This is a genomic window from uncultured Gelidibacter sp., from assembly GCF_947500795.1.
Lineage (GTDB): Bacteria > Bacteroidota > Bacteroidia > Flavobacteriales > Flavobacteriaceae > Gelidibacter.
In genome coordinates this window covers 99,075-117,220 of record NZ_CANMTE010000007.1, presented here as the reverse complement: position 1 = coordinate 117,220, position 18,146 = coordinate 99,075, and the positions used below count along the sequence as shown (strand labels likewise).

The following is an 18,146-nucleotide window of genomic DNA, read 5'->3' as shown; positions in this document are numbered from 1 at the left end:
CTGTTATTTGGCATTAAATTTTATGGAATTTTGAATATCGGTTGTTGATAATCTGAAAAATTAAAGTGAAAAAAGTGTTCAAAAACGTCAGCTTTGTCATTTTGCTTCTAAAAATGTCTCTCATTTTTGGACAGGAACCGGCAACTCAAAAAATTATAATTATCGATGTTGGGCACGGTGGAATGGATTCCGGTGCAATCGGAATAAATGGCATCCAGGAAAAGGATGTTGTACTGGATATTGCATTGAAGATATTGAGACTTAACGAACAGGCTGAAAAAACGCTGGATATTTACTTAACGAGATATAGCGATACGCTTATTTCGTTATTTGATAGAACAAAACTAGCTAAAGCTCTAAAAGCAGATCTGTTTATTTCCTTGCATTGTAATCATTCGGATAATCCAAATGCAAGAGGCATAGAGGTTTATGCTTCAAGAGTGCAAGGGGATTATTCAAGAGAATCCGTAGTTATAGGATATCAAACTGAAAAGATACTATGCAAAAGGGTAGGATATGACAGTCGAGGTGTGAAGTTTGCGAATTTTCAGGTTTTGCGAGAAATGAATCACTATTGTGCATCAATGCTTTTGGAACTTGGATTTTTGAGTAATATCGATGAAGCCAGCTATATTTCTGATTCCGATAATATCCAACATATCGCATTGGCCATTCTGCTATCCATACAAAATCAGTAATATTATGAAAGATTTATTTTTAGAATTAACGATGAGTTTGAAAACCATTGTTCAACAATTTATTTCTGAAGTAATTTTATTATATAAGTCTTTCAGAAGTTGATTTATTTCCTCTTATCCCCAGCACTCTCGTCAAAAGCAATTAAATTAAATAGCTCACGCATTCTGCTGCGAACGCGGTTTCCATAGCGTTCCTCCAATTCTTCTGCGTTGAGATTAGTGGTGGCGTGGGTTTTTATTTTCTTCTTGGATTGCAGATATAATTCGTAACGCGATAAAAGCACTTCCCCCATTACATTGAGATCCTTGCCATAAAATCGCCCAGCAGGTTCAATGCCCAAGTCATCAAAGCAGAAGAATTTGGTATTTCCGTAATCTTCAATCGTTTTGAAGCCAATGTGATTAAAGCTAAACGCCACATTCCGACAGGGAATCACTTCGTAGGGTCGTTGCAATGGGACAATGTGCCGTAACAATTTCATCAAAGTTGTCTTTCCACACCCCACTGGTCCGGATAGAAGAATTCCTTTGTCAGGATCAATGTCATCTTTCATACAATTTTCTTGGTCTTTTATGAAATAGTGACACAGTTTGCGGATGATAACCGTGTCCTCAGGGTAAATTCTAAATTGTTCTCCAAAGAGCAATTTCCCTTTTGCTTCCAAGTAAACCAGGATTTTGTCAAAATCATAGAGCACGCTTTTGCCATCAAACTTTCCGAGCGAGTATTCCACGCCTCCTTCGGTAATTTTAGAGGGGTTGTCCATAATCTTTATTTTTAGTAGTCCGCAAGTTGTCCTTGATTTGGGACGCTTGTTTTTTGTTTGGGTTGTTTTCCTTGTTGAATAATTCTGTTCTGTCCATCCAGTTGCTCGCTAAAGCGCGCCAATCCCTAATTTCATTTCCATCACTCGTTTGCCAATTCCGAGTTTCGTAATATTCGAAGAATTTTTTTCCTTCATCAGCATTAAAATCTTTTTCAATAAAAAAATCAATAACGGCCTGCCAGCCCTTTGGTTGTTTTATAGTGTTTACTTGTTTGGTATTGTTTATAGTAGATACCAGTGCTTGTCCACTGGTGGGACGGTGCGAGTCCACAGCTTGTCCATTAGTGGGATGGTGTTGGTACACTACTGGTTCACGTATGGGACGGTAGTGTTCCGCAAGTTGTTCTAATGTGGGATTGTACTGTCCCGTAACAGGTTCATCACTTGTCCCGATAATGGACATCTTAATTTTACTGCCTTTATATGGATTGTTTGAAGGGAAGTAGGATAAGTAGTTCCAAGAATCCAATTCTGTAACACATCTGTGATATGTGGTTTTAGAGCCAATTTTCGAAGCTCTCATCAAATCCCTTCGGTTCACATAAAGTTCATCCGCAAAACGACTGCTGTTCCATTCCTGAAATAGCGCCATATACAAACTGATATGGGTAGGATTTAGGCGGTCATCGAAATAGAACTTTTCAAAAGCCGCATTAAGTAGCTTTATGTAGTTCATCTTTTAAGAATTTAGGCCGTGCTGCACACGGTTGGCATCCATAACTTTTTGAATTTCCTCTGCGTCATAGTAGATGATGCCACCAACTTTGTTGTAGGGTAAAGTACCATTGATACGAAGATTCTGTAAAGTGCCTGGACTTACTTGAAGTAAATCCATAACCTCGGAAGATTTGAGATATTTTTTAAGTTTTCCTGTTGCATGTTTGGATAATAATTTTTTGATGTCATCGAGCAATTCCATTTTGAATTCCCGAAGGTCGTCTGTGGTAATAATACTTGTTGGCATAATAGAGCGATTTTAATGGTAAAAGGCTATCGCATTGCTTTCAACTAATTTGATAGCCCCTGACCTGATTTGACTTTCGTTCTACAAATTTGGATAATATTATTGGATTTTTTCCCCCATGTCAACCGTACTACGGTCAAAATTTAACATTTTGAAATTTGATGCGTTTTGCGGTTATTTACTTGTTGTTTCTTCAGAGTCCATCATCAAATAGGTATAAATAAAATGGAAACAGCAGTGAAAAGATGATAACGGTAGGTCGACAGTACTACTGTCTTTTTAGAAGTCGAAAATAGGGACATATTAATACTATTCATGACTTTTTTTAATTTCTAATAATAAGGCTGAGCAGAGCGAATCTAAAAATAGGGTTTTACTGTTTTTTCGGTATTTAATATGCTGGAACGTTTTGTAAAGATCTTTGGGAATATAATCAAAAGTTTGTTGCAATGCTTTTGACACTTTTCTGATATTTAAATTGTTATTATGTGAGAGTCCGGCAAAGTAAATTGCATAAACTAGTTCCACCCAATCAGTGTTAGTAAATGGCCATGCCAATTTTTTCAGCTTATCACTAGTGTTCTCAGTACTTGGCAAAGTTAAAGTTAAATTCGCTAAGCGATTTTCAAGATAAATAAGAAACCAACCATACGCTCTAAATTTACCCAAAAGCAAATCTCTGGGGGTTGAAAATTTTGAATCTTGAAAATAGACTTTAGAAGTGACTATGTGGTAATTATCCAGAAACTCACGTGTATAGTATTCTCGATCAAAATGGTGGTAATCTGAATCTGTGTATTGTATAAAGTCCAAATTATAAATGAAAAATCGATTGATATTTTGAATTTTTTTTCTTGTAAATTTTCGTTGAATAACCTTATCGGCCTTTGGAAATTGAAGTTCAAATGAGAGTATTTCAGAAAAGTAGATTAAATGCTGTAAAGGCATTTGCTTTGTGAATTGGAAAAAATAAATTTCCTCGGGAACAGAGCTAAACCCATTTTTATTAATTTCTCGCTGAAATAGTTGTAAAAGTTTATTGCAAGCTACTATGGACCGTTTGCACCTTTCAATAATCGTATTTGAATTTTCATCAATATCCAGTAATTCTTGTTCTAAATTCTGTGTAAGTAGTTCTAAATCCATATCATATCTATTTAGAGTTTTAGGAGACTATAAATAGAGTCAATATTGAATAGTTGAGAGAATTTAGGAAGATGACACGCTATAAATAGTTGTATGAAAGAGATTACAAAAAGCATGCCTAACTATAATAACTTATTGATTTACATTATTTTGAGACTCGCTACATATCTCTAATTCTTTAGATTTTAGGATAGCCGAAATTTTCATTACCAACAAAGAACAAATGTAGGTAGTGGTTGAAGTTAAGATTAATGGCAGTGGAGTACAATAGTCTGGATATGAAAGCAGATAATACCGTGATAATTCATATTTGGAACCAAAATAGGTTCCACGAAACATTTTAAGTGCTTTTATTAATATTAAGTATGGTTAATTGATTCTATTTAGTATTTTTGCACCAGACGAAATCAAATTGTACCATAACCCACGTGTTTAAGGTCACAAATCGTCAACATAGAAAAAGAGATTTAACAAGAGTGTTGATATGGTTGGGATAATTGAACAAAGTTCGAGTCCCGTCCAGACCGCAATAATGCTAGGAAGCTCTAAAGAAATTTGGAGCTTTTTTTGGCGCCTTAAAGAAGTTGTGTTGTTTCCTAATCCCGATAATAATTGGGACGGAACGTAGTGATACCGAAGTGATTTGGTATTCCGATGAGAAGCTTTCCTTTTCTGTTTATAACAGAATCGGGATGCTTTTTTGTTTTAGGGGTGGTTTGTAAATCCCCATTTTTCTTCAAATAACTATTGCAAAAAGGTTTAGTATCTGGTAGTAATTGTTTGGATACCAGAAGCTAGTATTCTCCTTTTGTCTCTGACCGGCCGATTTCCACTATGTTTATAAGAATTATACCTGAATTTGGCTTTTAGTCGGATTTTTAACGCATTATATCCAATAAAAAGTTTTGTTTATAACTTTTTTATAATATATTTGTAGCTCTTATTGACTGATTAACAACCAATAAGAATATTTTAATCCATTTTATTGAAGACGTTATTGCAAGTCTTATTCTTCCCTCACTAAAAATTTGCAATGCTAGAGTGTAAAGCTCAAAAAATTAATAATCCATTCTTCCCTCGAATGGCATTTTAAATGCCCAAATTATTAATTAACTAAACTATTCATAATTCTTAAAATCGATTAAAATGAAAACCCTAAAAATTACTTTGTTACTAGCCTTATTTTTAACTGTTTCTAGCCAAACAGACAAAACACCTACTAAAAAAGAAGCAAATTCCTACGTGCCTGCTAAAACGCAATACGATTTGTTAGCCCACTCAAGAACGGGAATCCGTATTCCTTCTCAATCATAAAAAAAGTAGTGTTGAAAAAACATGAAGCCCTTATTTTAATTAATAAGGGATTTTGGTGTTGAATTAAATTAAACCTACTAGATTAAAGAATTTATCCTAAATTTGAGAATAACAACAAATCCAATCTAGTGTGTTGAGGTTACCTTTATCAGTCATACTCTTACTGTTCTTTTGCACAACTACTTATTCTCAAAATAAGTTAAGGTCACCTGAATACGATAGTGTTGTAAAATTTCGATTGCTTAGTAATGATCCCAAACGGTCTTTAGATAATCAAATCAGATTTGCTAAAAAGGCTGTCACCTTTTCTGAGCGATTGAAAATTGATTCCGTCATTATTAAATCCAACCAAATTTATTCTGGACTTTGCATTTATACGGGTAAATTCGATGAATTCAGACGGGTTAATTTTAAAAATTTAAGGCTATCTATTAAAGCCAATGATTCATTAGCATTGGCTATCGCTAATCATAATTTGGGATGGTATCATCATCGGAGTAGAACCCAAAACGATAGCGCCTATTACTACTACTCTAAAGCCTATAAAATTTCAGAACAATTGCAATTGGATTCTCGGCAGGTTGAAATTTTAATCAATATTTCAGAAATCCAAAAGCTTGAAAAAGATTATATCGGCAGTGAAGAAAGCGCCATTAAAGCGATAAAACTATCTGAAAACTTACCTAAAACCGATTATAACCTAGAGAGTTTATGGTTGCTCTACACGAGAATTGGTGACGGTGCCGTGACTTTAAAAATGTTTGACAAAGCCATTGAATATCATGAGAAAGCTTATGATATGGCCAAAAAAATGAATGACGGCTTTTTATTGCAACTGTCATCAGAGAACAATATAGCCTACGTATACAAGGAGAAAGGGGATGTAACAACCGCACTTACCATTTATGAAGGTATTTTAAATCAGAAGTTGCTATTTGATTTGGATCCTAATTTTTATGCGCTTGTTTTAGATAATGTCGCTTACGCCCGATTTCTTAATGGAAATGCCGATTACAATTCTTTAGAGAAAATGTTCGAACGCGCTTATCGTATTTCTGATAGTTTGGACGATGCAATTAATAAGCTAAATGTCTCGATTGATCTTTCAAAATTTTATAAGGGACAAGGGAAGCGGGATCAAGCTTTGCGTTACGCTGAGGAGTCTTATCAGTTAGCTGGAGAGATTTCTTCTAATGATATTTTATTGGAAGCGATGATTATTCTTTCTGAACTTAAAGGCGGTGAAGAGGGAAGCGCTTATTTAAAGGAACATATCAGATTAAGTGATAGTTTGCTGGCAAATGAACGGAGAATCCGAAATAAATTCGCTCGTATAGAGTTTGAAACGGATCAGCTTGAGTTAGAAAAAGAACGGATTGCCACTGAAAAAATGTGGTGGATTATCAGTTCAATTGTGCTTTTGCTAACCTCCTTGTTGCTGTACATCATCATTACACAGCGTAATAAAAACAATGAATTAAAGTTCAAAAGAGATCAACAGGAAGCCAATGAAGAGATTTACAATCTCATGTTGTCGCAACAAGACAAGGTTGATGGTGCAAGGGCTGAAGAGAAGAAGCGTATCTCTCAAGAATTGCATGATGGTGTTTTGGGAAGATTGTTCGGAACACGATTAAGTTTGGATAGTTATAATTTTAATGAAGGTAAAGAAGCGGTGCAAGTGCGCGCAAAGTATATTGCGGAGCTCAAAAACATAGAAAATGATATCCGAAAAATTTCGCATGACCTGAATGCTGATTTCGTGTCGGGTTCTGGCTTTATGGATATTTTATCTGAATTGATAGACAAACAGACCCAGGCGTATCAATTGGAATATCAGTTTGATTTTACTGATGACATTAATTGGGAAACCATCTCCAATAAGACCAAGATTAATATTTATAGGATGGTTCAAGAATCGCTTCACAATATTTATAAGCATGCCAAAGCTAAACATGTCAAAATTAGTATTGAACTAAAAAAAGCTGTAATTTGGTTATCTATTACTGATGATGGCGTCGGTTTTGATCTGAATAAAAGTAAAAAAGGTATCGGTCTTAAAAACATTAATTCTAGAGTACACGAACTTGATGGGACTGTAGAGTTCCAATCGGTAATAGACAACGGTACCACCATACTAATAAAAATTCCATACACAACTTAAAAAAACTATGCAGCACATTCATATTTTAATGGTAGATGATCATCCTATTATTATTGAAGGTTATGAAAATACTTTAATGGCCACTAAGCAAGGAGATCAAGTTTTGCAGATAGAAACTGCAAATGATTGTGATACTGCTTATGAGCTGTTGCAACGTGCTTCTAATGAAAAGCCATACGACATTTGTTTTTTTGATATCAGTTTACCGAGTTCATCAAATGGTAAATTTAACTCCGGCGAAGATTTGGCGAAGTTGACACGAGACATTATGCCCAATGCCAAAGTGGTTATTTTGACCATGTTTAATGAGTCGTATAGAGTGCACAATATCATCAAAGAAATTAATCCTGACGGATTTTTAATCAAAAGTGATATGACCTCCAGTGAACTTGCAGAGGCTTTTCAACATATATTAACATCGCCACCATATTATAGTAATACGGTGAGCAATTATCTTAAAAAATCAATCTCTGCCGATATTTATGTGGATGATATCAACAGGAAAATTCTACACCTTCTTTCTCAGGGCATCAGAACAATTACCTTGCGTGAGCACATTAATTTATCGATGAGTGCCATCGAAAAACGTAAAAGACAATTGAAGCTGTTGTTCTCTGTTGAAGATGGAAAGGATGAAACACTGATTGAAGAAGCAAGGAAAAAGGGATTTGTTTAATTAAGTGTTAAATTTTCGCATTTTAAGGCAATTCCAAAATGCGCTTATCCTTGACTATAGTTGTATTCTACGGTTTTGCCGTAAAAAGTTTACGGATATCCCGTAACTTTAATTCATTTCCTTTATTTAATTTTATCGAGTCAACAACAATTAATTAATCCCTCTAAAGTTATTTGTTGCGCTAATAGCACAATGGAATAAACCTAATAACTGCCCCAAATCTGGATGTTATTAGGTTTTATTTTTTTATAACAACCCTTCTTTTGTAAAATTTATAACTAAAAAATTAGTTTGAACTAATATTTTAGTTATATTAGCGTATGAAAGTGAGTGAGTTGCAAGATTTCCTACTCTTATTTCTAAAAAACATTATTCATATTAAACTAAAAACTACTGCAGCAAATTTGCCTGTCGGCAGACGCAGTTTTAAAGATGAAACAACTTACAAAAGCAGAAGAGGAGATTATGCAAGTGCTATGGCAACTAAAAAAAGCTAATGTAAAACAGATTATTGAGGAGCTGCCAGACCCAAAACCCGCCTATAATACCGTGTCTACTATTGTGCGGATATTAGAAAGCAAAGGTTTTGTGGATTATGAAAAGCAAGGTAAGAGCCATATTTATTTTCCCATTCTTTCGAAAACGGACTACAGCAACCAAAGCATTAATATGCTGGTGAATAATTATTTTCAAGGGTCATTTAAAAGTATGGTGTCATTTTTTGTCAAAAAGAATGATCTCAGCCTGAATGACATGGAATCTATACTCAAGGAGATTAACAAAAAAGAGGACTGATTATGCTGCACTACATTTTACAAATCGTTGCATTTCAGATCTTCTTTCTGATTATTTACGACGTTTTCTTAAAGAAAGAAACTTTTTTTAATTGGAATCGTGCGTATTTAATAGGTACAGCACTCTTGTCAATCATCTTGCCATTTATAAAATTCGAAAGTTTTAGAGCTATGGTCCCAGAGCCCATGGTGGTCCGATTGCCCGAAGTTATCATTGGAGAGGTGTCGTCAGACGTTAGTTATAGTGCCGAAATGATGCCTGTAGTGCAAATTTCTGAGCAGGGTATCAACTTTTCTTGGACACACCTTTGGATATTAGGTGTTATTGTAACTGCGCTAATTTTAGGATATAAAATTTTCAAGATTAGCAAGCTGTATTATGCAAACCCAAAACGATGGCAAGGTGATGTGCTTATTGTGTATTTATGTAACAGTAGTGCTGCCTTTTCATTTTTTCATAATATTTTTTTAGGAACCGATATTCAGGAAGAAAAGAAGGAACACATTGTACAGCACGAATTGGTTCATGTTAAGGAAAAGCACAGTATCGATTTATTAATTTTTGAAGTGTTGCGCATCGTTTTTTGGTTTAATCCAATGGTGTATATGTATCAAAACAGGCTTTCCAATTTGCACGAGTTCATCGCCGATGCAAAAGCTGTAAAGTACAAAGGCAAATCGGCCTATTATCAAAGCTTGCTGTCCCAAGTTTTTGAGACCCAGCACATCTCATTCATCAATCCATTTTTTAAACAATCATTAATCAAAAAACGAATCGTTATGTTAAGCAAATCAAAATCAAAACAGATCCATCTTGTCAAATACGCACTATTAATTCCTATGGTGATAGGAATGTTGTTGTACACCTCGTCTTACGCCAGTGAAATTAGTGAATCATTGCCGTTAGAGCACAATGACGTGGTAGCCCAGGAAACGCCTTTTACAGAACTTGTAAATAAGTATTACAATGCTGTTATGGGCCTAAATGATCTTCCTGACGATTATTACAAAGCCTATAAAAACTATGGCGACATCGGTGAGAATTATATGCAAAGTAAGCATGATGTCGCGAAAGCCCAAGCGCTTATAAAATACAAACACACAAAGTTAATGGAGAAAAAGAAGGCCAATGGAAAGCTTAATGAGGAAGAGAAACGTGATTTGGAATTTTATGGACAAAAACAATATAATTATGACGACTATGTAGCCTATAAAAAAACACAAAAAGCTAAAGACGCTTGGGAAAATTCCGCAGGAGATGGAGAACTCCGGTTGGTGGTTGAGGATATGAAAAATTTATCAGAAGCAGAACAAAAGGCGCGGAAGCAAAAAATAGCTTTAATAACAAAAAGTAACCAATTTAAGGTGCTAAAAATCACGGATGGTAAAATCACCACTTTGTTAGATACGGATACGAATATCTCCAGGATTAGTCTACAAGATAACGAATCTTCCAAAGTGCAGGAAGAAGCTGATATTGAGGTGCCATACGCCGTAATTGATGAGGTGCCATTATTTGAAGGATGTGAAGCAACTGGATCTAAGGGTGATGACAAAGGATGCACCACTAATCAGGTAGCGAGGTTTGTCAATAAGAATTTTAATGTGGAATTAGCAACTTCCTTAGGATTGATTGGGATACAGCGGATCAGCGTTGTCTTTAAAATTGGTAAGGATGGAAAAGTTAAAGATGTCATGGCAAAAGCGCCACATCCAGTCTTAGAAGCTGAAGCTATAAGAGTCATTAAAGCAATGCCAGATTTCACACCTGGGAAACAAAGAGGTAAAAACGTGACCGTACCATATAGTTTGCCGATATTGTTTAAGGTTCAATATGAAGAAGAAGAGATTGTTGAATCTAAAACAACGGATAAAGAGATACCCGATAATGCAAAAGAGATTAAGGAGATTATATCGGAGCGCCCAAATTATCCTGATGGTTCTGAAGTCCCTTTTGCTCATGTTGAGGCAGCCCCATATTTCCCATCTTGTAGCGACATAAGCGCTGAGAAGGATCGAAAAAAATGTACTTCGGATGAAATCAGTCAATTTGTAAACAAAAATTTCAACGTTGATTTGGCCAATGATTTGGGCTTAAAAGGAATGCAACGTATTGTGGTTATGTTCAAAATAGGCAAAGACGGCTCTATTACCGATATAAAATCGAAAGCGCCGCATTCAGAGTTGGAAAAAGAAGCCATTCGTGTAATTGAACTATTGCCAAAAATGAAACCGGGCAAACAAAGAGGGAAAGCTGTAGATGTACCGTATAGTTTACCTATTTTTTTCCAGGTATATGAAACGTCACCAAAAGCTAAAAACTAATTCATACCCATATGCCCAAATCCTTTAGGTTTTTAATTGTGGCGCTGCTCACATGGTCTATACAGGCACAGGATGCCAGCTTAAAACGCGCGGACAGCTTGTATGCACATGGCAACTATGCGCAAGCTATAACTGTCTTCAAATCTCTTGAGCAGCAAGAGCAAGTCTATGAAAAATTGGCCAAAGCCTACATGGCGCTTGGTAATTACGACGAAGCTTTAAATAACTATGAACGTGCATCACAGGAATTTCCTGAGGATGCACTTCTTAAATATGATTATGCAAAGCTACTGGCTAGGAGCAAAAAATTAAAAGTCGCAGAGGCCTTATTAAATGAGTTGGCATCTCAGGATGATAAAAACCCAAATTACCATTATGAACTTGGATTGCTTTTAGAACAACAAGGAGATTCTACAGCTATGAAGAGGTTTCAATCCGCCTTTCAACTTGATTCTACGCATCAAAAAGCCATATATAAAATAGCCAAACACTTATTGGTAAAGCGCAACCATGAGGCTTCTTTACAATATATCAACACTGGATTGGAGAGTTATGGGAATAATACAGAATTGATTAACCTAAAAGCACTGAATTACTATTGGAAGAAAGATTATGAGTCTGCTGTACAATGGTTCGAAAAGCTGTTGGGTTTAGGCGAAGATTCACAGTTTATACACGAAAAATTAAGTTTTTGCTATGCTGAGCAGATGGCGTATGAAAAAGCTATTGTCCATGCCAAGCGTGCCGTAAATTTCGATCTTAAAAATGCAACCAATCTTTACATTTTAGGCCAATTGTATGAAAAGATAAATGATTTCGCTTCCGCAGAAGAATGGCTCACCAAGGCATTAGACATTATGGATCAACCATTAATTGTAGAATATACAACTTTGGCAACGGTGCTAAATCAACAGAAAAAACACAAGGAAGCCATTATCGCACTTCAAAATGCCATAAAGGAAAATCCTAAAGATGAGCGGGCGCAGTTCTTTCTGGCACGCACAAAAGATGGATATTATGCTGACGCCGATTCTAAAATACAGGCTTATGAAGTGTTTAAGGAAAAATTCCCCAAAAGTATGTTTGTTTACTTTGCAGATAGGCGCTTACAAGAGTTAAAGGAAGAGAAATTCATGAAATCTGAATAGCCTATTAGCACTCTTTATAGAAATTGTATAACAGAACTATGCGAAGTGAACAAATTCACTAAAAAAATTGTATTTTTCAGCTTCAGTTACATTATTAAATGAAGCCATTTTTACTTGTTTTCCTTATCTTACTGACGTCTTGCGATTATTTTCAATCTAAGAAAGTATCGACAGAACAACTTCTTGAAGAAGAAATCCAAGCCATCAATTGGAATGATGTGGATGACTATCCTACCTTTTCTGATTGTGATGACGCCACCACTAACCAAGAAAAGAAAGCTTGCTTTGAAAGCTATTTACACGATTTGTTGGCCTCACATTTAGGGAAGCAAAAAATTGTAGTGACCGATGATGTTTCGGACACCGTCGTTTTAAAGATTCATATCGATAAAAAAGGACAGTTTTCAATCAGAAACATTGATATGGACTCGATGACGAAAGCTCAAATTCCGCAATTGGACAGTATTTTAAGACATAGTTTTGATTCGCTTCCTAAAATTTATCCGGCCATTAAACGCAGCCAACAAGTAGCTACAGAATTCAGTTTACCAGTTATTGTCAATATCAATTAGAATTACCTAGTTGTTATTTTTGGTAGCGCCTGTCTTTCCATTGATAGCCTTTAAATACAGCGATAATTACTACATAAACGCTGAAAAAAGGATATATAAATGCTGCTAATGCATAATGCTTGAGGTGTTTTGTTTGATTAAAAAACACAGCCGATTTAGAGATGAGAATACCATCAACACTGACTTTAATGAGGAAACCAAACAATAGGACTTTAGGGTTTAGAGCTCCAATTAATGTGAGGCAAAGACAAACAATCAACAGCGCATTTTGAGCAAAAACAATGCTCCCAGCAAACTTCCCGAATCTGTTTTTATAAGCACTCGTTTTAGCAGCCCAACGTACCCGCTGATCTATCAAATCTGAAATTGTGCTCAGCGCTTTTGTAGTCACAATAGCCTGTTTGCTTTTTAAATAATGCACCTGGTTTGGGTTGTTTTGATAGGCTTTTTCCAAAAGGAAGACATCGTCACCACTCGCCACTTCTGAATTGCCTTCAAAACCATTAACCGAATTAAAAAGGTGTTTGGTATAGGCTAAATTCGCTCCGTTACACAAAAACGGTTTTTTAATTCCGAAACCGCCAATGGTGGCACCCTGTAAACTCAAGACATCCAAAAGTTGAAAATTTTGTAAAAATCCGTTGATGTTATGATAGGTTACTGGAGCAACAATGAGTGATGGAGCATGTTTTTGAATGTACGCATCAAAACTATCCAACCAGTATTTTGGAAGTATACAATCGGCGTCCGAAGTTATAATCCAGTCAGCGTTTGCTTTTGAAATGGCAAGTGAAATAGCGTCTTTTTTAGGCGAATTTGTAGTTCTAATGGTGTTTATCACCTGAATGTTGGTGGCACCGTCTGTATTACTCTTCAGTAGATTATCTAGAACTTTTCTTGAGTCGTCATCAGATTCGTCATCGATTAAAATAACTTCAAACAGTCCCTTCGGATAGTTCAGACGAAAAATGGATTCCAAGAGTTCTGGGAGTTGGTTGGCTTCATTTCTGAAGGGAATAACAATACTAAAGCGTGTTTTTGGCTTAGGAGTGTTGCTTACAAAATGTTTTACGCGATTAAATCCCAAACAAAAGCTTCCGATCAGTACCACATAAAGGACGCTAACAATTATAGCAATAACAATCATACTGAAGATTTGGGGAGTTTATATTGAAGCACATGGTAACTTCCAATGATACTTGGCAGCACAAAATTTAAAATCCACATCAATGTTACAATGGCTAAAACAATGGTTTGCGAAATGTCAAGCAATCCAAAGATATAAACTGCGATGCCGCCTTTAATGACCACATCAAAAATAAAAACAGATGGAATTATTGACGATAAAAGATACATGCTTGAGATAGCGGCCATAGCTTCTAAATAGGTAAGATTGACCCCAAACAACGTCAGTAAAAAGTAGAATTGAAACGAAAAAATAAGATAACGGAGCACAGAGTATCCAACCGTTTTTAGAATCGTTTTTTTGGATATGGTTTTTATAAAGTTGATGAGTCTGCCGTACAAACGCTTTTGTTTTTGGAAGCCTTTAATTCTGAAGAAAGCAACAAGTATAAGACTTATAATCCCAATTATAGAAAACCAGATGATAATGCCCTTATAATTGAAATTTGGCTCAAAATGAAGGCTGAAATAGATGAGGCCTAAACTTCCGAAAATCGTGGTAATCGCCATCTGTACGGTATTTCCCAACAAATTAAGAAGCATTATTTTTTTACGAAATGGAGCTGTGTAATACATCGCTTTTGCACCATAATCGCCAATGCGGTTTGGTGTTAGTAAAGAAGCGGTAAGGGCGCCCAAACTTTGTTCCTTTGCGTCTTTAAACGAAATTACACGGACGGATGAGACTAAATTCTGCCATTTTAGAATCTCAAAAAACCAATTGCTAATACTCAACATCACTAAAAAAAGCACTGTTTTATAAGATAGAGCGCTGAAATTGGTCAAGACATGAAAGAGGTCGTTAAACTGAAAATCGCTATTCAGAAATAATTTGTTGTATATGAGGTAAAATGCGCCAACAACAAGACCTATTTTTATAAGTGCAAGCGAGAATTGCTTAGATTTGTAGTAGATTGCTATTAACATAGTTACAAATTAAAGATATTTAACTTATGGCGACTTATATTAAAACACAAAACTTTGTTTGGCTCTTATTTTTAACCCTCATGACTACCTCTATGAGTTTCGCTCAAAGAGATGTTGAACAATGGAAGCTTCAGGCGAGTGTTGGCTTTAATAATCCTATTGACAATAACGATAATGATGGTTATTTCACAAAATATATCAACTTCCCGACCATCAATCTTGGCGTTCAACACATGTTTTCTGAAAATTGGGGAGCTAAGCTCGATTTAGGATACAATAGGTCTGAGTCAGCCGAAAAGTCTAAGCCATTTAAGCTGAATTTCACCCGTATCAATGCGCAATTAGTATATGATTTTAAAGATGTTTTTAGATTTTTGCCTCCTGCCATTGGAGTTGTAGGTCACGTCGGACCGGGTGTTAGTATGACAAGGCCGTTAGGTAAAGACGTACTTAATACGTATAACTATCTTAATTTATTAGGCGGCATGGAAGTGCATTATAGACTGAGCGAGTCTTTGTCTGTTTTTGTTGATGGATCTTATGCCTTGGGCTTGTCTGGGAGTGATAAATATAATCCAGCTATCGACGGATATTCATTTAATGGCGATTTAATGTATGTAGCTCTTGGCGTATCCATATCTTTGAGCGGATGCAATTATTGTTATTAAATGATTAAAGAACGAATTATTTTAGGAATAGACCCAGGAACGACCATCATGGGGTTTGGCCTAATTAAAGTGGTGGGTAAAACCATGACTTTCCTGCAAATGAATGAGCTCGATCTCAAAAAATATGATGATCATTATCTGAAGCTTAAACTTATTTTTGAGCGCACCATAGAACTTATTGACACGCACAATCCAGACGAAATTGCTATTGAAGCCCCGTTTTTTGGAAAGAATGTGCAGAGTATGCTCAAACTTGGGCGTGCGCAAGGTGTTGCTATGGCGGCAGGGTTAAGCCGGGAAATACCTATTACTGAATATTCTCCAAAAAAAATTAAGATGGCTATTACCGGTAGTGGTAATGCGAGTAAAGAGCAAGTAGCAAAAATGCTACAAAGTGTCCTCGGATTAAAATCCTTGCCTAAAAATCTTGATGCAACTGATGGATTGGCCGCCGCTGTTTGTCACCATTATAACGAAGGTAGGGTTGAAGTAGGGAAGAACTATACAGGTTGGGCTGCTTTTGTGAAGCAAAACGAAAGTAGGGTTAAGAAGTAAAAGGTTTCTGTTGTTTCAGGTTTCTTGGTTTCAAATTTTGTAGTTTTAGGTTGATATGTTTTTAAAAGTTTGAGGCACTTCTAGAGGCTGTTCTGAATCCATTTTTTACTTTCGTTATTCGTTATTCGTTATTCGTTATTCGTTATTCGTTATTCGTTATTCGTTATTCGTTATTCGTTATTCAAACTAAATGTCAGGAATTTACATTCATATCCCATTTTGCAAACAAGCCTGTCACTATTGTGACTTTCATTTTTCAATTTCATTAAAAAAGAAGGATGAATTAGTGGGGGCCTTAGTTAAAGAGTTGGAATTACGAAAGGACGAATTTAAAAATCAGGTCATTCAAACCATTTATTTTGGTGGTGGGACCCCTTCGTTATTGTCGATTGAAGAGTTAAGATTGTTGATTGAAGAAGTGTATACGCATTATGAAGTTACCGAAAATCCTGAAATAACACTTGAGGCCAATCCGGATGATTTATTTGATAGCACGTCCAAATCTATATTTGCGGATTATAAAAGCATCGGCATAAACCGTCTGTCTATCGGTATTCAGTCCTTTTTTGAAGAGGATTTAAAATTGATGAATCGCGCGCATAATGCCGAAGAAGCTAAAAAATGTTTAGAAGAAGCAACACAATATTTTGATAATATTTCCATCGATTTAATCTACGGTATTCCAGGTCTGACCAATGAACGTTGGCTTCAGAATATAGAGTCTGCATTGGCATTCAATATTCCTCATATTTCGAGTTATGCGTTGACTGTTGAGCCTAAAACCGCTTTGGATACCTTCATTAAAAAAGGCATCATTAAAAATGTTGATGATGATTTGGCGCAAGAGCAATTCCACATTTTAATAGAGAAATTGGAAGCCGAAGGATTTATTCATTATGAGTTATCCAATTTTGGAAAGGCAGAGTATTTCAGCAGAAACAATTCAGCATATTGGCAAGGAAAACCGTATTTAGGTATTGGTCCTTCTGCCCATTCTTTTGATGGTGAACACCGCAGTTGGAACGTTCGAAACAACACCAAATACATCAAAGCTTTGGATGAAAACATACTGCCGATGGAGATTGAAACGCTTTCAACCACTGATAAATACAACGAATATGTAATGACCGGACTGCGCACTATTTGGGGCGTTTCCATCGAAAAAGTTGAAAAAGAGTTCGGAATTGAGTACAAAAAATACCTTTTAGAACAATCTCAAAAACACATTCTTGAACATTTATTGTATCTTGAAGATGGTAAATTACTGGTCACTAAAAAAGGCAAATTTTTGAGTGACGGTATCGCTTCTGATCTCTTTAAAATTAATGCATCTTGAAAACAACCATTGAACATCATTCAGGTAAAATCCAAATAGACCTTTCAAATCCGCTTGACATTTCCATCCCTTTGCGTGCCTCAAAAAGTAATGTAAATGCCTGGTATATTAGTGAGCCTAAAATAGAGCCTGTAAAGAATAAAGATTGGATTGGTAGTGTGGAAGAAGGTGCTGATGTCAATTTCAATAATATTTATTTCAATCCGCATGCGCACGGTACACATACGGAGTGCATTGGACACATCACCGAGGAGTTCCATTCCATCAATAAAAATTTAAAACAATTTTTCTTTACTGCAGAATTGATTTCAGTGGCTCCCGAAAATTATTTGAAGGACACTATCATCTCTAAAAAGCAAATAGCATCTTTATTAAAGGATAAAACACCCGAAGCCTTGGTCATCCGTACCATGCCAAATACTAAGGATAAAAAAAGACGTCAGTATTCTGAAACCAATTGGACTTATCTGACTGAAGAAGCCATGGTGTTTATCAGAGAATTGGGAGTGCAACATGTACTCATTGATCTTCCTAGTGTTGATCGAGAGCACGATGGCGGAAAATTACTCGCGCACAAAGCCTTCTGGAATTTTGATGGAGAACGTCGCATGCAGTGTACCATTACAGAGTTCATCTATGTAAGGAATAAAATAAAGGATGGTAGTTATATGTTAAATCTGCAAACTGCACCCTTTGAGAATGATGCAACTCCAAGTAAACCAATTCTTTATAAAATTTTGGTTTAAGTTGAATTTCCAATCTTCAAAATTGAGCGATCAAAGCAAAATTCGTCTATAATCCTACTTGATTTAATACATCCTCCCTTAAATGTAATTTTATTTTATAG

The 18,146-nt window shown here is 35.8% G+C and carries 18 protein-coding genes; 12 read left to right on the top strand and 6 right to left on the bottom strand.

The window, feature by feature from the left end; translation table 11 throughout:
* Positions 1-65 precede the first annotated feature (65 nt).
* The gene (locus Q0947_RS14110) at positions 66-698 is read left to right on the top strand and encodes an N-acetylmuramoyl-L-alanine amidase (RefSeq protein ID WP_027125869.1); all 633 of its coding nucleotides are present in this window, start codon (positions 66-68) and stop codon (positions 696-698) included.
* 104 nt (positions 699-802) lie between these two features.
* Here the strand turns inward: Q0947_RS14110 and Q0947_RS14105 are convergent, their stop codons facing one another.
* The 4 genes from Q0947_RS14105 to Q0947_RS14090 all read right to left on the bottom strand — a co-directional run bounded on the left by Q0947_RS14105 (position 803) and on the right by Q0947_RS14090 (position 3,635).
* Positions 803-1,465, bottom strand: a complete 663-nt coding sequence (locus Q0947_RS14105; protein ID WP_027125870.1) for an ATP-binding protein — start codon at positions 1,463-1,465, stop codon at positions 803-805.
* Complete coding sequence (locus Q0947_RS14100; protein WP_027125871.1) at positions 1,449-2,201, bottom strand: hypothetical protein; 753 nt, start codon at positions 2,199-2,201, stop codon at positions 1,449-1,451. Before Q0947_RS14100 ends, Q0947_RS14105 begins: the two co-directional genes overlap by 17 nt.
* A gap of 3 nt (positions 2,202-2,204) precedes the next feature.
* Positions 2,205-2,489 carry a helix-turn-helix domain-containing protein gene (locus tag Q0947_RS14095; RefSeq protein ID WP_246923124.1) on the bottom strand — a complete coding sequence of 95 codons (285 nt, stop codon included), beginning with the start codon at positions 2,487-2,489 and terminating at the stop codon, positions 2,205-2,207.
* 309 nt (positions 2,490-2,798) lie between these two features.
* Positions 2,799-3,635 (bottom strand): RteC domain-containing protein, encoded by an 837-nt coding sequence (locus Q0947_RS14090; protein ID WP_246923121.1) that lies wholly within the window; start codon positions 3,633-3,635, stop codon positions 2,799-2,801.
* A 1,146-nt stretch (positions 3,636-4,781) separates the two neighbouring features.
* Here Q0947_RS14090 and Q0947_RS14085 point away from each other — a divergent pair.
* The 7 genes from Q0947_RS14085 (at position 4,782) to Q0947_RS14055 (ending at position 12,628) form a co-directional block, all read left to right on the top strand.
* The gene (locus tag Q0947_RS14085) at positions 4,782-4,949 is read left to right on the top strand and encodes a hypothetical protein (RefSeq protein WP_299399048.1); all 168 of its coding nucleotides are present in this window, start codon (positions 4,782-4,784) and stop codon (positions 4,947-4,949) included.
* Positions 4,950-5,187: 238 nt separating this feature from the next.
* Positions 5,188-7,113, top strand: a complete 1,926-nt coding sequence (locus Q0947_RS14080; RefSeq protein WP_299399045.1) for an ATP-binding protein — start codon at positions 5,188-5,190, stop codon at positions 7,111-7,113.
* A gap of 7 nt (positions 7,114-7,120) precedes the next feature.
* Entirely contained in the window at positions 7,121-7,789 is a 669-nt protein-coding gene (locus tag Q0947_RS14075; RefSeq protein WP_299399041.1) for a response regulator, read from the top strand.
* 432 nt (positions 7,790-8,221) lie between these two features.
* Complete coding sequence (locus tag Q0947_RS14070) at positions 8,222-8,584, top strand: BlaI/MecI/CopY family transcriptional regulator (protein ID WP_299399037.1); 363 nt, start codon at positions 8,222-8,224, stop codon at positions 8,582-8,584.
* A gap of 2 nt (positions 8,585-8,586) precedes the next feature.
* The gene (locus tag Q0947_RS14065; protein WP_299399034.1) at positions 8,587-10,908 is read left to right on the top strand and encodes a M56 family metallopeptidase; all 2,322 of its coding nucleotides are present in this window, start codon (positions 8,587-8,589) and stop codon (positions 10,906-10,908) included.
* Between the two features lie 11 nt (positions 10,909-10,919).
* Positions 10,920-12,056 (top strand): tetratricopeptide repeat protein, encoded by a 1,137-nt coding sequence (locus Q0947_RS14060; protein WP_299399031.1) that lies wholly within the window; start codon positions 10,920-10,922, stop codon positions 12,054-12,056.
* 98 nt (positions 12,057-12,154) lie between these two features.
* Positions 12,155-12,628: a hypothetical protein gene (locus Q0947_RS14055; protein ID WP_299399028.1), complete on the top strand. Its 474-nt coding sequence runs from the start codon at positions 12,155-12,157 to the stop codon at positions 12,626-12,628.
* 13 nt (positions 12,629-12,641) lie between these two features.
* Here the strand turns inward: Q0947_RS14055 and Q0947_RS14050 are convergent, their stop codons facing one another.
* Positions 12,642-13,775 carry a glycosyltransferase gene (locus Q0947_RS14050; protein ID WP_299399024.1) on the bottom strand — a complete coding sequence of 378 codons (1,134 nt, stop codon included), beginning with the start codon at positions 13,773-13,775 and terminating at the stop codon, positions 12,642-12,644.
* Positions 13,772-14,740: a lysylphosphatidylglycerol synthase domain-containing protein gene (locus Q0947_RS14045; protein WP_299399019.1), complete on the bottom strand. Its 969-nt coding sequence runs from the start codon at positions 14,738-14,740 to the stop codon at positions 13,772-13,774. Before Q0947_RS14045 ends, Q0947_RS14050 begins: the two co-directional genes overlap by 4 nt.
* A 26-nt stretch (positions 14,741-14,766) precedes the next feature.
* Here Q0947_RS14045 and Q0947_RS14040 point away from each other — a divergent pair, with 26 nt between their 5' ends.
* The 4 genes from Q0947_RS14040 (at position 14,767) to Q0947_RS14025 (ending at position 18,045) form a co-directional block, all read left to right on the top strand.
* Positions 14,767-15,408, top strand: a complete 642-nt coding sequence (locus Q0947_RS14040) for an outer membrane beta-barrel protein (RefSeq protein WP_299399015.1) — start codon at positions 14,767-14,769, stop codon at positions 15,406-15,408.
* On the top strand, positions 15,409-15,963 hold the full coding sequence (gene ruvC, locus Q0947_RS14035) for a crossover junction endodeoxyribonuclease RuvC (RefSeq protein ID WP_299399011.1): 555 nt from the start codon (positions 15,409-15,411) through the stop codon (positions 15,961-15,963). It abuts the gene before it with no gap.
* A gap of 190 nt (positions 15,964-16,153) precedes the next feature.
* On the top strand, positions 16,154-17,299 hold the full coding sequence (hemW, locus tag Q0947_RS14030; RefSeq protein ID WP_299399006.1) for a radical SAM family heme chaperone HemW: 1,146 nt from the start codon (positions 16,154-16,156) through the stop codon (positions 17,297-17,299).
* Positions 17,296-18,045 (top strand): cyclase family protein, encoded by a 750-nt coding sequence (locus Q0947_RS14025; protein WP_299399001.1) that lies wholly within the window; start codon positions 17,296-17,298, stop codon positions 18,043-18,045. The genes hemW and Q0947_RS14025 overlap by 4 nt, the downstream gene beginning before the upstream one ends.
* The last annotated feature ends 101 nt before the right edge of the window (positions 18,046-18,146 follow it).

What these genes read in the sequence shown, in the direction of transcription:
- Q0947_RS14105 (WP_027125870.1), bottom strand. Translation starts at nt 1,465, where the DNA reads ATGGACAACCCCTCTAAAATTACCGAAGGAGGCGTGGAATACTCGCTC.
- Q0947_RS14100 (WP_027125871.1), bottom strand. Translation starts at nt 2,201, where the DNA reads ATGAACTACATAAAGCTACTTAATGCGGCTTTTGAAAAGTTCTATTTC.
- Q0947_RS14095 (WP_246923124.1), bottom strand. Translation starts at nt 2,489, where the DNA reads ATGCCAACAAGTATTATTACCACAGACGACCTTCGGGAATTCAAAATG.
- Q0947_RS14090 (WP_246923121.1), bottom strand. Translation starts at nt 3,635, where the DNA reads ATGGATTTAGAACTACTTACACAGAATTTAGAACAAGAATTACTGGAT.
- Q0947_RS14085 (WP_299399048.1), top strand. Translation starts at nt 4,782, where the DNA reads ATGAAAACCCTAAAAATTACTTTGTTACTAGCCTTATTTTTAACTGTT.
- Q0947_RS14075 (WP_299399041.1), top strand. Translation starts at nt 7,121, where the DNA reads ATGCAGCACATTCATATTTTAATGGTAGATGATCATCCTATTATTATT.
- Q0947_RS14070 (WP_299399037.1), top strand. Translation starts at nt 8,222, where the DNA reads ATGAAACAACTTACAAAAGCAGAAGAGGAGATTATGCAAGTGCTATGG.
- Q0947_RS14065 (WP_299399034.1), top strand. Translation starts at nt 8,587, where the DNA reads ATGCTGCACTACATTTTACAAATCGTTGCATTTCAGATCTTCTTTCTG.
- Q0947_RS14060 (WP_299399031.1), top strand. Translation starts at nt 10,920, where the DNA reads ATGCCCAAATCCTTTAGGTTTTTAATTGTGGCGCTGCTCACATGGTCT.
- Q0947_RS14055 (WP_299399028.1), top strand. Translation starts at nt 12,155, where the DNA reads ATGAAGCCATTTTTACTTGTTTTCCTTATCTTACTGACGTCTTGCGAT.
- Q0947_RS14050 (WP_299399024.1), bottom strand. Translation starts at nt 13,775, where the DNA reads ATGATTGTTATTGCTATAATTGTTAGCGTCCTTTATGTGGTACTGATC.
- Q0947_RS14045 (WP_299399019.1), bottom strand. Translation starts at nt 14,740, where the DNA reads ATGTTAATAGCAATCTACTACAAATCTAAGCAATTCTCGCTTGCACTT.
- Q0947_RS14040 (WP_299399015.1), top strand. Translation starts at nt 14,767, where the DNA reads ATGGCGACTTATATTAAAACACAAAACTTTGTTTGGCTCTTATTTTTA.
- ruvC (WP_299399011.1), top strand. Translation starts at nt 15,409, where the DNA reads ATGATTAAAGAACGAATTATTTTAGGAATAGACCCAGGAACGACCATC.
- hemW (WP_299399006.1), top strand. Translation starts at nt 16,154, where the DNA reads ATGTCAGGAATTTACATTCATATCCCATTTTGCAAACAAGCCTGTCAC.